Here is a 13,998-nt window from a genome sequence, read left to right as displayed (position 1 = left end):
TAGATGATGTTGATGGAGCCAGTGACCTTTTCAGAAAGTGGGGGAGTACGCTATCTGCATTTTGGAACTGAACTCATTCAAGGGGCAATGCGTATTCGAGATCCTGATGAAATCTATCTTGAATATAACCAGCAAATGATGGCATGGTTACTATTTTTAGAGACCACACCTGGTATGAAGGTGGCGCAATTAGGTTTGGGTACGGGTGCATTGGCAAAGTTTCAACATCGTCACTGTCCGGCAGTAAAAACAACGGTAGTTGAGCTCAATCCTGCAGTCATAGTAGCTGCTCGATCTATGTTTTTTATGGCGAATGATGATCGTAGGCTGGAGACTTTGCAGGCTGATGCTAAGACGTTTGTTCAATTGAGCCAATATAAGAATCAATTTGACGCAGTTCAGGTTGATCTGTATGACGCTATATGTGATGGGCCTGCCGCAAGCTCATTGGAGTTTTATCAAGGTTGCTTTGACATTCTGAATAGTCCTGGCGTAATGACGGTGAACCTATTCTCACGTCATCAAAGTTTTGATATCAATCTTCAGAATATCTGTGAGGCTTTTGATAACCGTGTTTTATTGTTTCCAGAATCGCATGATTGCAATGTTGTCGCAATCGCATTCAAAGGTCCTCAGTTAGAAGCCGAATGGCAGGATGTTTCAAAACGTGCAAAGCTCATTATGGAAAAGACGGGCTTACCCACCAATAAGTGGGTAACTGGTATCAGTCGCGAAAATGCACGCCAAGAAAATAAACTCTCGATTTAGTCGTTCGGGATCTAAAAGAAAAAGGCGATCACTTGATCGCCTTTTCTATTTCCCAACTTCTTGCTAGCTTGGGATGTTGAGTATTACACCGCTACAGTATCAGCAACGTCGCTAAATGACTTAATCTTATCAAAGCTCATATATTTATAAACATCGCCAGCCTTAGCATCAAGCGCTTTTACTTGTTCCAAGTATTCAGCAGGAGTGGGTAAGCGACCCAAGAGGGCTGCTACAGATGCTAATTCGGCAGAAGCCAAATACACACGGGTATCAATACCTAAGCGATTAGGGAAGTTGCGGGTAGAAGTCGATACCGCTGTAGAACCCTTACGAATCTGAGCTTGGTTACCCATACATAATGAACAACCTGGGCTCTCCATACGTGCACCCGCTGCACCTAACATGCCGTAGTAGCCTTCTTCCATCAAGATCATCGCATCCATCTTGGTAGGAGGTGCTACCCATAAACGGGTTGGCATATCTTTCTTGCCTTGTAATACCTGTCCAGCAGCGCGGAAGTGGCCAATGTTAGTCATGCATGAGCCAATGAAGACTTCATCAATCTTATCGCCAGCAACTTCAGACAATATTTTCACATCATCTGGGTCGTTAGGGCAGGCAAGGATAGGCTCTTTGATTTCATCGATATTGATTTCGATGATCTCGGCATAGTCTGCATTCGCATCAGCTTTGAGTAATTGTGGATTTGCAATCCAAGCTTCCATGGCTTTAATACGACGTCCAAGAGTACGCTTGTCTTCATAACCATTGGCAATCATCCACTTCATCAAAGTGATGTTGGACTGCATATACTCAATGATAGGTTCTTTATTTAGATGAACAGTACAGCCACCAGCAGAGCGTTCAGCAGAAGCATCAGACAATTCAAAGGCTTGCTCAACTTTCAGATCAGGTAAGCCTTCGATTTCTAAGATGCGACCAGAGAAAATATTCTTCTTACCTTGCTTCTCAACTGTCAGCAAACCCTTTTTGATTGCGTACAAAGGGATTGCATTTACTAAGTCACGCAAGGTGATACCAGGTTGCATCTTACCTTTGAAACGCACCAATACAGACTCAGGCATATCTAATGGCATGACGCCAGTAGCAGCTGCAAAGGCAACTAAACCTGATCCAGCAGGAAAGGAAATGCCAATTGGGAAACGGGTGTGGCTATCGCCACCGGTACCGCAGGTATCGGGAAGAAGCAAACGGTTTAACCAACTGTGAATCACACCGTCACCTGGGCGTAATGCAACACCACCACGATTGGTCATGAATGGTGGTAATTCATGCTGAGTACGAATATCCACTGGCTTTGGATAAGCGGAGGTGTGACAAAAAGACTGCATGACCAAGTCAGAAGAGAAGCCCAAGCAAGCCAAGTCTTTTAATTCATCACGTGTCATCGGACCGGTGGTGTCTTGTGAGCCAACAGTGGTCATGCGTGGTTCGCAGTAGGTGCCGGGACGGACGCCTTGACCTTCTGGCAAGCCACAGGCACGACCCACCATCTTCTGGGCCAAGCTGAAACCTTTGTTGTTATCAGGCGGACTCACTGGGAGGCGGAATTCAGTGGAAGCTGGTAAACCCAATGCCGCGCGAGCTTTAGCCGTCAAGCCTCTACCTACGATCAAAGGAATACGTCCACCCGCACGGACTTCATCCAAAATCACTGGGGATTTGAGGGCGAAAGTAGTAATCTCTTGACCGTTCTTAAATACTTTGCCTTCGTAAGGGCGGAGTTCAATCTGATCACCCATATTCATTTGCGATACATCCAATTCGATTGGGAGTGCGCCAGAATCTTCCATGGTATTAAAGAAGATTGGAGCAATGTTGCCACCCAAACAAACGCCACCAAAGCGCTTGTTTGGTACGAATGGAATATCCTGACCAGTCCACCAAAGAACAGAGTTAGTTGCAGACTTACGTGATGAGCCAGTGCCCACCACATCACCAACATAAGCAATTTGATTGCCTTTTTTCTGGAGGGTGGCGATTTGCTTCATCGGGCCGCGAACACCAGATTCATCAGGCTCGATACCTGGACGTGGGTTCTTTAGCATGATCGTTGCATGCAAGGGGATATCTGGACGACTCCATGCATCAGGCGCAGGAGAGAGATCGTCAGTATTGGTCTCACCAGTGACTTTGAATACTGTGAGCTTCAGGCTTTCTGGAACAGCAGGGCGACTCGTAAACCACTCTGCATCAGCCCAGCTTTTCATTACTGCTTTAGCGTTAGCGTTACCTTTTTCAGCTAGCTCATGCACGTCATTGAAATAATCAAACATCAAAAGTGTTTTCTTGAGGGCTTGGGCGGCAGCTGTACCGCATTCGGCATCCGTCAACAGCTCAACCAATGGTTTGATGTTGTAGCCACCAAGCATGGTACCCAATAATTCAGTTGCTTTGACACGCGAAATCAAAGGAGATTTTTCTGTTCCTTTAGCAACGGTATCTAAAAATTCTGCTTTGACCTTGGCGGCATCATCAACCCCTGCTGGAACGCGATTGGTAATAAGCTCTAATAGTTCAGCTTCCTTACCCGCAGGAGGACTTTTGAGTAACTTTACTAATTCAGCAGTTTGATCCTTGGTCAGGGGAAGAGCTGGAATCCCAAGAGCTGCTCTTTCAGCAACTTGTGCGTTATAGGCTTCTAACATTGTGTTTCCTATGAGGTAAAAGTAATCAATAGAAAGGCCAAATGGGCATTTTCACCCGAATCTTTCAATTATAGTGACTAATTCAAGTCTTATATAAGAGTTTAAACCCTATTGATCATCAAAACCGACCGTTTTGACCAAAACTAGATCACTTGCTCTTCTTTCAGAGCCCAAACTAGAGCAAACACCCAACCAATGAGTGACCATCCTAAAAAGAGGTTTAAGGCAAATATGGCCCCTGTGTTGGCCCGTTTCTTATTAAAAGCGATGGCAAAAGGCAAAAAGTAAAAAAGGGATAGCAGGGTCATTAGGACCGAAAATAGAAGACGCATGGCGCTTATCTTTCACGAATCCAAGTCTGGGTTCTGCCCAGCAAGGGAATTCCAATGTATGCGCGCAGATCTAATTTATCCCCTTGCTCCTTAAGCTTCATCTCAGCGCGGTAAATTTCACCATCGTCTGGGTCCAATATATGACCGCCAGAATAGGAATCCCCCGTCTTTTTTAGGCCAGATAGAATTTCCATCCCAATGACTGCCTTGCCTTTACGGTAATCAGTGCATTTTTCGCAGGTAGGGAGCGCACTTGGATCTAGTAATTTGGTAACCACCCCTGAAAATAGGCCATTCCTCTCGGTGATGAGGACAATAGCTGCCGGCTGATTGGTGTCATCGTCAAAAGTCTTCCAATACCCCGAAATCGAGTCTGTTGTCTGAGATGAGATGACATTGACACCCAGGGTCAAAATACTCGCGGCAAAGAGGAAAAATAGAGGTTTTTTCATAGATTTTTTCAATATAACCTTCTTTAGATTTCTGTAAAAGAGGGTTGCTATCGTTATAATTACTTTTTCCAACAGAGCTTAAGCGATGACTAAATACGTTTTTGTCACTGGTGGTGTGGTTTCTTCTCTAGGGAAAGGAATCGCAGCTGCCTCGCTTGCCGCGATTCTTGAATCCCGCGGCCTGAAAGTCACCCTCCTAAAATTAGACCCTTATATCAACGTTGATCCTGGCACGATGAGTCCTCTCCAGCACGGCGAGGTTTTCGTGACTGAAGATGGCGCAGAGACTGATTTGGATTTGGGTCACTATGAGCGTTTCGTGTCGGCAAAGATGCGTAAAAGCAATAACTTCACTACTGGTCAGATTTATGAGTCAGTGATCAGTAAAGAGCGTCGCGGCGAATACCTTGGCAAAACAGTTCAGGTTATTCCGCACATTACAAATGAAATCCAAGCTTTTGTAGAGCGTGGCGCTAAAGCAAGTCATGATGGCAAAGCGGATATTGCAATTTGTGAAATTGGCGGTACTGTGGGTGATATTGAATCACTTCCTTTTTTAGAGGCTGCGCGGCAGATGAGCCTGCGTATGCCCACTCATAGTTGCGCATTTGTGCATTTAACTTTGGTGCCCTACATTAGCAGTGCGGGTGAGTTAAAAACCAAGCCCACTCAACACTCGGTTCAAAAATTACGTGAGATAGGCATCATGCCAACGGTATTACTTTGCCGTGCTGATCGACCCATTCCAGATGATGAGCGTGCCAAGATTTCTTTATTTTCGAATGTGCGCGAAGAAGCAGTGATCTCGGTATGGGATGTCGACACGATCTATAAGATTCCAGAAATGCTTCATGCCCAAGGTATGGATGATTTGATTTGTCGTGAATTACAAATTGATGCAAAACCAGCCAATCTGGCTGTGTGGGCTAAATTGGTTTATGAGTTGGCCAATCCCAAGCATGAAGTGACTATCGGCATGGTTGGTAAATATGTAGAGCTAACTGAATCCTATAAATCTCTCATCGAGGCTTTACGCCATGCAGGTATTCATACGCATACTCGCGTGAACATCAATTACATCGACTCCGAAGTAATTGAAAAAGATGGGGTTGACTGCCTTAAAAAGCTTGATGCAATTTTGGTTCCAGGTGGCTTTGGTAAGCGTGGTACAGAAGGAAAAATCGCTGCAATCCGTTATGCCCGAGAAAACCATGTCCCTTATTTAGGTATTTGCTTAGGTATGCAATTGGCCGTGATTGAGTTTGCGCGTCACGTGGCAAACATTACGAAAGCCAATAGTACTGAATTTGATCCTGATACGGATAGCCCTGTTGTTGCTCTCATTACTGAGTGGCTAGATAGAGAAGGGCGTGTTGAGAAGCGCACCAACGATTCTGATCTTGGTGGTTCCATGCGTCTTGGTTCACAACGATGTCCAGTAAAGGCGGATACCTTAGCGCATCGCATCTATGGTGCGGAGGTCAATGAACGTCATCGCCACCGCTATGAAGTAAACAATCTCTATGTACCAAAACTTGAGCAGTCGGGTTTGATTATTTCTGCGCGTACTCCAAACGAGTCTCTGCCAGAAATGATGGAGCTTCCAGAATCCATGCATCCCTGGTTCTTTGGCGTGCAATTTCACCCAGAATTCACCTCGACGCCACGAGATGGTCACCCATTGTTCTCAGCGTTTATCAATGCCGCGCTTGCGCATCAAGATGCTGCATTAAAACAAGTTGCCTAAGAGGAAACGATGAGCAAATTCAAGCTTTGTGGTTTCGACGTTGGTCTAGAGCATCGATTCTTTCTGATCGCAGGCCCGTGTGTCATTGAGTCTGAACAATCGGCTATCGATATTGCTGGTCAATTAAAAGAAATTACTGCTACTTTAAAGATCCCATTTATTTACAAGTCTTCCTTCGATAAAGCCAATCGCTCGTCAGGAACTTCATTCCGTGGCCTAGGTATGGAAAAGGGTCTTGAGATATTGGCGAAGGTAAAAAAGGAAGTTGGCGTTCCGGTACTAACGGATGTGCACGATACTACTGAGATTGCAGCGGTAGCTCAAGTGGTCGATGTTTTGCAAACACCAGCATTCCTGTGTAGACAGACTGACTTTATTCGCGCTTGCGCCCAAAGTGGTAAGCCAGTGAATTTCAAAAAAGGGCAATTTCTTTCTCCCCATGAGATGCTCAATGTCATTGAAAAAGCCAGAGCAGCAGCAGCAGAGAGTAATCTGCCGGACCAATTCATGGTCTGTGAACGCGGCGCTTCTTTTGGTTATAACAATCTAGTTTCCGATATGCGTAGCCTTGCCATCCTGCGCGAGTCCCATGCGCCGGTGGTATTTGATGCGACTCATTCGGTGCAGTTACCAGGTGGCCAAGGAAATTCTAGTGGTGGTCAGCGTGAATTTGTTCCCGTGTTGGCACGTGCCGCCATAGCCGTTGGCATTAGCGGTCTCTTCATGGAAACCCATCCAGATCCTGCAAAGGCATTATCTGATGGGCCTAACGCTGTGCCACTGAATCGTATGAAAGAATTATTAGAGTCACTAGTGGCAATCGATACAGTGGTTAAATCTAGCGGTTCTTTTTTAGAGAACAGTTTTCAGTAATTAAGTAATTTTTAATACACCCCATTTCAAATTGTTTTAAGGAGAAGGTGCATGAGCGCCATTGTTGACATCATAGGTAGAGAAGTTCTGGATTCACGCGGTAACCCAACAGTAGAGTGCGATGTATTACTCGAGTCTGGAGTAATGGGTCGTGCAGCAGTTCCATCTGGAGCATCCACGGGTTCACGTGAAGCTATTGAACTACGTGATGGCGATATGTCACGTTACTTGGGCAAAGGCGTTCTTAAAGCCGTTCAAAATATCAATGTTGAAATTGCTGAAACTATTCTTGGTTTAGATGCTAGCGAACAAGCCTTTTTAGATCACACCCTTATCGATTTGGATGGTACCCATAACAAAGCAAGGCTTGGCGCTAATGCAACGCTGGCTGTCTCTATGGCAGTAGCTAGAGCTGCTGCTGAAGAAGCAGGTTTACCTTTATATCGTTACTTTGGTGGCTCTGGCGGCATGCAATTACCCGTGCCGATGATGAACATTGTGAATGGTGGTGCACACGCCAATAACAGCTTAGACATCCAAGAATTTATGGTGATGCCGGTAGGCGCAGAAAACTTCCGTGATGCCTTACGCTGCGGCGCTGAAATTTTTCATGAGCTTAAAAAGATTATTGGCGCTCAAGGCATGCCGACAACAGTTGGCGATGAAGGGGGCTTTGCACCGAATTTTAAGAGCAATCAAGAGTGCTTGCAAACCATCATGAAGGCTATTGAGGGCGCCGGCTACCAAGCTGGTGAAGATGTTCTCTTGGCTTTGGATTGCGCCGCTAGTGAGTTTTATAAAGACGGTAAATACCATTTATCTGGTGAGGGCCTGCAACTAAGCTCAAGCGAGTTCTCAGACTACCTAGGCAATTTAGCGGACCAGTTCCCAATTGTCTCCATTGAAGATGGCATGCATGAGAGTGATTGGGATGGATGGGCTGATATTACTCAGAAGTTTGGCAAAAAAATTCAGTTAGTAGGCGATGATCTCTTCGTAACCAACACCCGCATCCTCAAAGAAGGTATTGAAAAGGGAATCGCTAATTCGATCTTGATCAAAATTAATCAAATTGGCACCTTGACTGAGACCTTCGCTGCTATTGAGATGGCTAAGCGCGCTAATTACACCGCTGTGATTTCTCATCGTTCAGGTGAGACCGAAGACAGCACGATCTCCGATATCGCCGTTGGTACTAATGCTGGTCAGATTAAGACGGGCTCTTTGTCACGCTCTGACCGGATTGCTAAGTACAACCAACTTTTACGCATTGAAGAAGATTTGGGTGATGTAGCAAGCTACCCTGGGAAGTCTGTGTTCTACAACTTGAAACGCTAAGCATTCAGTTTTTATGCGCATTGTTATCTACTCGATGCTGTTATTGCTGATTGCAATTCAGTACCCACTTTGGTTGGGAAAGGGTGGATGGTTAAAGGTTTACGAGATGGAAAAGCAAGTAGAGCTTCAAGAGGCTAAAAATAGCCTCTTGGCTTTGCGTAATGCAAAGCTTGCAGGCGATGTCAAAGATTTAAAAGATGGAACCCGTGCCATTGAGGAGCGCGCTCGGGTTGAGCATGGTCTTATTAAAGATGGTGAGTTTTTTGTGCAAATTCTGCCTGCTGATAAGTCTTCAGGTACTCAAGTTACCAAGCAATAAGATTTCAATGGCCGCTTGAGGGCGGTCTGGTGGCGTCACTCAACAAATCTGTTTTAAATACTTGCAGACAATCTACCGCATCAAAACGGTAAGGTTTTGCACAGAAGTCACAGATGGTTTCTACAGAGCCTTGTTCTGCCAAGATGCTTTGCACTTCCTCTTCACCCAACATTCTCAAGATATCAGCCACTTTTGTACGAGAACAACGGCACGCAAAGCGAATAGGGCGTGCAGGAAAGCTCCTGACACCATTCTCTGCAGACTCTTCAAGAAATAAGCGTCTCAAGATGGTTTCTGGGGGTAGAGTTAATAGTTCTTCATCAGTAATTGTTTCGCCTAAAGTTTGGATGCGTGACCAGCCTTCTGCAGCGACCTGAGGATCTAAGTGAATATGGCCCCCAGAGTTTGGAAGACGTTGTAATAAAAGTCCGCCAATATGACTTTCATTCGAGGCCAACCAAATACGGGTATCTAACTGTTCAGAATTTTGCATGTATAGCGCTATTGCTTCAGCTGCGCTAGCAACAGGCTTAAGCACCTCACCCTGATGCTCTTGAAGTGAGACTATGCCTTGATAAGGCGCTTGGCCAGGCTCACGGTCTGCAGGATCTAGAGTGATCACAAGCCTGCCTGAATTACCGGCATCTAGTAGCTCTCCTAAGCTTGCGCCTTCCGATATTTCGGAGGGATCAACTGATAGTTTGACAGTGGCACGCATTGAGAGGTCGGATTTACATTCGACCACGAGCAACTGAATAGGGCCCTTACTTTGAGCCTGGATGATGAGGGTGCCATCAAACTTTAAACTGGCACTCAGGAGTGTTGCAGCACCAACGAAGTCTCCTAGGATGCGACGTACCGCTGGAGGGTCGTTACGACGCTCCAAAACTGCCTGCCAGGCAGTCCCGATAGAGACAATTTCCCCGCGAACTGGGGCACCGTCACACATAAATACAAGCAATTCATTCATAGCTCAAAGTATCCATGTTTTTTGATTTGGGTGCCCATTTGGCCGACCTGAGATAATACTCACTATGCATATTCGTACACGATTCGCCCCCAGTCCCACGGGCTTCATTCATTTGGGAAATCTTCGCAGCGCACTCTATCCCTGGGCTTTTGCACGCCATAATCAAGGCGATTTCATTCTTCGCATTGAAGATACGGATGTTGAGCGTTCCACGCAAGAGGCCGTAGACGTCATCATTGAAGGTATGGCGTGGTTAGGCATGGATATCGACGAAGGTCCCATCTATCAAATGCAGCGTATTGATCGCTATCGTGAAGTGATCAAGCAAATGGTGGTATCTGGATTGGCATATCCCTGCTATATGAGTGAGGATGAACTCAACAAACTCCGTGACCAGCAGATGGCTAATAAAGAAAAGCCGCGTTATAACGGATTGTGGCGGCCTGAGCCAGGCAAAACTTTGCCGGCCATTCCGGAAGGTGTTCTACCGGTGATTCGTTTTAAAAACCCGCTTGGTGGATCTGTAATTTGGGATGATGCCGTCAAAGGTCAAATTGAAATTTCGAACGACGAGTTGGATGACCTAGTCATTGCGAGATCGGATGGTACTCCCACCTATAACTTCTGCGTAGTGGTGGATGACTTGGATATGAAGATTACTCACGTCATACGCGGTGATGATCATGTGAACAATACGCCACGCCAAATCAATATCATGAAAGCTCTCGGTGGGACTCCGCCCGTCTATGCCCATTTACCCACCGTCTTAAACGACTCTGGTGAAAAGATGAGCAAACGCAATGGCGCCATGAGTGTGCGGGATTATCAAAAAGCAGGGTATCTGCCGGACGCTATCTTGAACTACTTGGCGCGTTTGGGCTGGTCACATGGTGATGCAGAGGTATTTACTAAGGAGCAATTTGTCAATTGGTTTGATCTCGATAGTTTGGGTCGCTCACCGGCTCAACATAACCCTGAAAAGCTCCTTTGGCTTAACCATCAATATATTCAAAATACAGACCCAGCTAGCTTGGCACTAGCAACGAAGCCTTTTGCTCATGAATTAGGTATCGATACTGAAAGTGGTCCGAACTTCATTCAAGTGGTTGCTTTATTAAAGGATCGCGCCAATACCTTGATTGAGATTGCGAAAGGATCAAAGTTATTTTATCTACCAGCGCCGCAACTCAATGCGCAACAAATTGCAGAGAATATTCCTCAAGCTGTAGTTCCTGCATTAAAAGATTTGATTGAAGCTATTCAAAATGCAGAGCCAAGTAAAGAAGCTTATAGCGCTGCATTCAAACAAGTCCTAGCAAAGCACCAACTCAAAATGCCAGCCTTAGCAATGCCTGTTCGTTATGCATTATTTGCAACTACTCAGACTCCAGCCATTGATTCTGTATTAGTCGTATTGGGTAAAGAGGAGGCGGTAAATAGGCTCTCGAAGGTCGTCCTGTAGGCAATTTGCGTGCTTACGCAAAAATAGGCTAAAATCTTGGATTGTTTTGATTGTCTTGTGGTTTTATTGCGAGATTTCGGGGGTATAGCTCAGCTGGGAGAGCGCTTGCATGGCATGCAAGAGGTCAGCGGTTCGATCCCGCTTATCTCCACCAAAAATTCAAGACATTTGTAGTTTGTAGTAGTCCAGGTCCCCATCGTCTAGAGGCCTAGGACATCACCCTTTCACGGTGAGTACGGGGGTTCGAATCCCCCTGGGGACGCCAGATCTTTTTGGTAGTAGTTTTTTTTGATTCACTTGTAGCAATTTGGAGCGGTAGTTCAGTTGGTTAGAATATCTGCCTGTCACGCAGAGGGTCGCGGGTTCGAGTCCCGTCCGTTCCGCCAAATTCATTAAAAAAGCCCTTGTTGAAAGGGCTTTTTTATTTTTCCATAATTGTTTAGGGCATTACTGGCTAGTAGGAGAAGTGCCGAGATAATTGCCACCATCAGTAGGTCCTCCAGCATTACCAGGTTGAATGGAAGATTTGCTGCCTTCGGCATGACTAATGACTTGCTGATTATTCGAAGATAGGACGTTACTCCTCGCGACTGATGTACTAGCGCCACTACTTGTGCTAGCTGAGGTCTTACTCGAAGTAGGTGTGGTACCTGTAACACCATTGCTGCTCTTCGAAGCAGACAATGTTGATGTTGTTGGATTAGCTTTAGTTGATGCAGTAATCGCTGCAGCTTTAGAGGCCGCTGCAGTTGCTGCAGCTTTAGAAGCCGCTGCAGTTGCTGCAGCTTTAGAAGCCGCTGCAGTTGCTTGCTGCTGCGCTTGAGTTTGCGCTGCGTAAACAGGTATTGATAACGTAAGTAAGGTTGAGATTAATACAAAAGCTGGTAAAGATTTCTTGATGATCTTCATAGTGACCTCTAGTCGGACTTAATATAAATTGGGGTTTTCAAAGTTCCCACTTAATCTTTGCAACAGTATCAGAGTTTTTGCGTGAACAGTGCGGGCATCTATCAATTCGTATTCCACATCGCGAAATTTTAATAATCCCTGAAGGCCTGAGTTTTGTAATAATTTTGCTTGATTGTAGGCGCTTGTCGCAGTTTCAAGACGTTCCCGAGCAGACTGATATTGTAAGTAAGTTTGATTAATTTCAGTAACAATTTTTGATTTTGCAGCTCTTAAATTTACTTCTTGCTCTGTCACGCTATTTGAGGCCGAGATTACGTCAGAATTATTTAACATGCCATTACCCAGAGGAATAGAGAGTAAAAAGCTTAATGATTTTTGAGCTCCATAGCCAACTCCACTTGAAGTGTATGGGGGTGTTTCGGTGTAATAAATCCCCGGCAAGAAATCTGTATTTTTGCTAGCCCTCACAACTTCTAAATTAGCGTTAGCAGATTCAACAAAGGCTTTATTAGAAATGATCTCTACTCTGTTGTTTTGTGCCTGCTCAACGAGTTCCTCAACTTTAAATTTTTGTGGTGCTATGTTGAGCGTGCCTAAGGGAAGAGGCAACTGCTGATCTTGCGCTCCAAGTAACCCTAATAAACCATATGAGTAGTATTTCAAATCATTAGCAAGAACTTTTTGAGCTGCTTGGAACTCCGCTTTTTGAGCTGTTATATCTGAAGACTTTATGGTGCCTAGCTTATCAAGGGCAAATTGATAGGACTGCCATAGTAATTTTGTTCTTAGCGCATCGATATAGTTAAAAATTGCTTGAGTTTCAAGAGTCCTAGTTTCAACAACCGTCTCTGCTAACAGTCGGTTTGCTTCGGCTTGAGCATAAGCCTCACGGGCAGAACGCTTACCCCAACCCTCTACAGTAACTGTAGCCCCAAAAGTATTCGATGACGGATTGGTATAGCCAGTATAGGGCGCCTGAGTATAAATACTACCGCGTGCATAAGTTAGGATAGGACTTAAATTCGGCATTCCAGCTTGTTTGGCAGTGGATAACGCAGAATCTGTATTTAATTTCTTTACTTTTAAGGAAGCATTTTTTTCATTAAGTTCACTAAGGTAAGCACTTAATGGAATAGCTTGATAGTTCGTATCGGATGACTTGAAAGGAGGGAGTGTTTGTCCATAAGAGAAATGGGACAGAAGGCAGGTTGAAACAAAAATCCCACCAAATACCAATTTTATCTTAATAAGCTTAGCCTTCATGTCGATTTTTAATGATGAGATTGGGGGATTCAAGATCGTAATGATTAAGCGCTTCTTCCTTTTGGATAGATAGCCCAATAAATTTAATGACTTCGTTGGCTACGACTTCCCGTTCATTATCCACAGTAATCATATGGTATGAGTTACCCAACCAGATTACTCGACAGGTTTCAGAGGCAATTTTGCTTATTAAGAAGTCAGGATTTTTAGGTGAAGCAGTTTCATCATCAATAGCATGGATGATTAACACGTCTGATGTAATGTCTTCGAGATTTTTTTTCGTAGCTGCAACTAATTGCAAGGACTGATAGAGGTGTTTTGCCGGAAGATGAGCTGCTCCTAGCTCGCTTACAGAATTAGCCATAACGGCTTTTCGAATGTGTCGGCGTAAATCTTTATTTTTAACGCCAAATGGTTCAGATTCCTTGTAATGCCAATTTCGAACTCCTAATTTATATATAAAGGATAAAAACGGGTAGTACCAGGGCACAGACCAGCCATCAAAAAAAATGACTGGGGAAAGCAGCGAAAGGCATTTTATATTTGCATTTCTTTCAGAAACCGCTAGGGCAAGGGTAGCCCCCATGCTTAACCCAACAAGTGATACTGATTTGTAGCTAGAATTTAAATCATAAACAAGCTGATCTACCGTTTCAATCCATTCTTGATAGTCTTTTAAACCAGTGTGTGCAGAGTAGCCGGGTATTCTTGGGATTACGTAGGAGTGGTCAGATTGACGTAAGAGTCTAGGAATAACACCCATCTCCAATTCAGAACCACAAAGACCAGGTAAAAGAATCACTACGTGACCTGAATTACCTTGATAGAATGTTTCGTAACGATCTTGCTGATCTATTGGGACTGTCATTGGGTGTTTCGGGTACCTATATATATAA

General features: G+C 44.7%; 13 protein-coding genes and 3 tRNA genes. 9 read left to right on the top strand and 7 right to left on the bottom strand.

All coding sequences use genetic code 11. The features are described 5' to 3' along the window. Nucleotides 1–3: 3 nt before the first annotated feature. Entirely contained in the window at nt 4–768 is a 765-nt protein-coding gene (locus VC178_RS10635; RefSeq protein ID WP_323482511.1) for a spermidine synthase, read from the top strand. 83 nt (nt 769–851) lie between these two features. Here the strand turns inward: VC178_RS10635 and VC178_RS10630 are convergent, their stop codons facing one another. The 3 genes from VC178_RS10630 to VC178_RS10620 all read right to left on the bottom strand — a co-directional run bounded on the left by VC178_RS10630 (nt 852) and on the right by VC178_RS10620 (nt 4,221). Further along, nucleotides 852–3,437, bottom strand: coding sequence for a bifunctional aconitate hydratase 2/2-methylisocitrate dehydratase (locus tag VC178_RS10630; RefSeq protein WP_323482510.1), 2,586 nt, complete (start codon nt 3,435–3,437; stop codon nt 852–854). 143 nt (nt 3,438–3,580) lie between these two features. Continuing rightward, the gene (locus tag VC178_RS10625) at nt 3,581–3,745 is read right to left on the bottom strand and encodes a superinfection immunity protein (RefSeq protein ID WP_323482548.1); all 165 of its coding nucleotides are present in this window, start codon (nt 3,743–3,745) and stop codon (nt 3,581–3,583) included. Nucleotides 3,746–3,774: 29 nt separating this feature from the next. Further along, complete coding sequence (locus tag VC178_RS10620; RefSeq protein WP_323482509.1) at nt 3,775–4,221, bottom strand: DUF2147 domain-containing protein; 447 nt, start codon at nt 4,219–4,221, stop codon at nt 3,775–3,777. Between the two features lie 85 nt (nt 4,222–4,306). Here VC178_RS10620 and VC178_RS10615 point away from each other — a divergent pair, with 85 nt between their 5' ends. From VC178_RS10615 to ftsB, 4 genes are read left to right on the top strand one after another with little or no spacing between them, the layout of a single operon-like run. Continuing rightward, a complete protein-coding gene (locus VC178_RS10615) occupies nt 4,307–5,968 on the top strand; it encodes a CTP synthase (RefSeq protein WP_323482508.1) in 1,662 nt (553 codons plus the stop codon). 9 nt (nt 5,969–5,977) lie between these two features. Next, complete coding sequence (gene kdsA, locus VC178_RS10610; protein WP_323482507.1) at nt 5,978–6,841, top strand: 3-deoxy-8-phosphooctulonate synthase; 864 nt, start codon at nt 5,978–5,980, stop codon at nt 6,839–6,841. 51 nt (nt 6,842–6,892) lie between these two features. Beyond that, nucleotides 6,893–8,179 (top strand): phosphopyruvate hydratase, encoded by a 1,287-nt coding sequence (gene eno, locus VC178_RS10605; RefSeq protein WP_323482506.1) that lies wholly within the window; start codon nt 6,893–6,895, stop codon nt 8,177–8,179. Nucleotides 8,180–8,192: 13 nt separating this feature from the next. After that, complete coding sequence (ftsB, locus tag VC178_RS10600) at nt 8,193–8,498, top strand: cell division protein FtsB (RefSeq protein WP_323482505.1); 306 nt, start codon at nt 8,193–8,195, stop codon at nt 8,496–8,498. 4 nt (nt 8,499–8,502) lie between these two features. Here ftsB and VC178_RS10595 read toward each other — a convergent pair whose 3' ends face one another. Then, nucleotides 8,503–9,468, bottom strand: coding sequence for an Hsp33 family molecular chaperone HslO (locus tag VC178_RS10595; RefSeq protein ID WP_323482504.1), 966 nt, complete (start codon nt 9,466–9,468; stop codon nt 8,503–8,505). A 64-nt stretch (nt 9,469–9,532) separates the two neighbouring features. Between VC178_RS10595 and gltX the strand changes: the two genes are divergently transcribed. From gltX to VC178_RS10575, 4 genes are all read left to right on the top strand, one after another. Further along, on the top strand, nt 9,533–10,930 hold the full coding sequence (gene gltX / locus VC178_RS10590) for a glutamate--tRNA ligase (RefSeq protein ID WP_323482503.1): 1,398 nt from the start codon (nt 9,533–9,535) through the stop codon (nt 10,928–10,930). Between the two features lie 78 nt (nt 10,931–11,008). Beyond that, nucleotides 11,009–11,084 (top strand) — tRNA-Ala (locus VC178_RS10585). Between the two features lie 35 nt (nt 11,085–11,119). Beyond that, nucleotides 11,120–11,195, top strand: a tRNA-Glu gene (locus VC178_RS10580). A 44-nt stretch (nt 11,196–11,239) separates the two neighbouring features. Further along, nucleotides 11,240–11,316 (top strand) — tRNA-Asp (locus VC178_RS10575). 61 nt (nt 11,317–11,377) lie between these two features. On the opposite strand, the gene VC178_RS10570 is transcribed toward VC178_RS10575, so the two are convergent. From VC178_RS10570 to VC178_RS10560, 3 genes are read right to left on the bottom strand one after another with little or no spacing between them, the layout of a single operon-like run. After that, nucleotides 11,378–11,839, bottom strand: coding sequence for a hypothetical protein (locus VC178_RS10570; RefSeq protein WP_216176368.1), 462 nt, complete (start codon nt 11,837–11,839; stop codon nt 11,378–11,380). A gap of 18 nt (nt 11,840–11,857) precedes the next feature. Then, nucleotides 11,858–13,102, bottom strand: a complete 1,245-nt coding sequence (locus tag VC178_RS10565; RefSeq protein ID WP_216176365.1) for a TolC family protein — start codon at nt 13,100–13,102, stop codon at nt 11,858–11,860. Then, nucleotides 13,092–13,970, bottom strand: coding sequence for an alpha/beta hydrolase (locus tag VC178_RS10560; protein WP_215320657.1), 879 nt, complete (start codon nt 13,968–13,970; stop codon nt 13,092–13,094). The genes VC178_RS10565 and VC178_RS10560 overlap by 11 nt, the downstream gene beginning before the upstream one ends. Between the last annotated feature and the right edge of the window lie 28 nt (nt 13,971–13,998).

It is taken from the genome of Polynucleobacter sp. AP-Sanab-80-C2 (genome assembly GCF_035012965.1).
Classification (GTDB): Bacteria; Pseudomonadota; Gammaproteobacteria; order Burkholderiales; family Burkholderiaceae; genus Polynucleobacter.
This window is presented reverse-complemented; position numbering and strand designations above follow the sequence as displayed.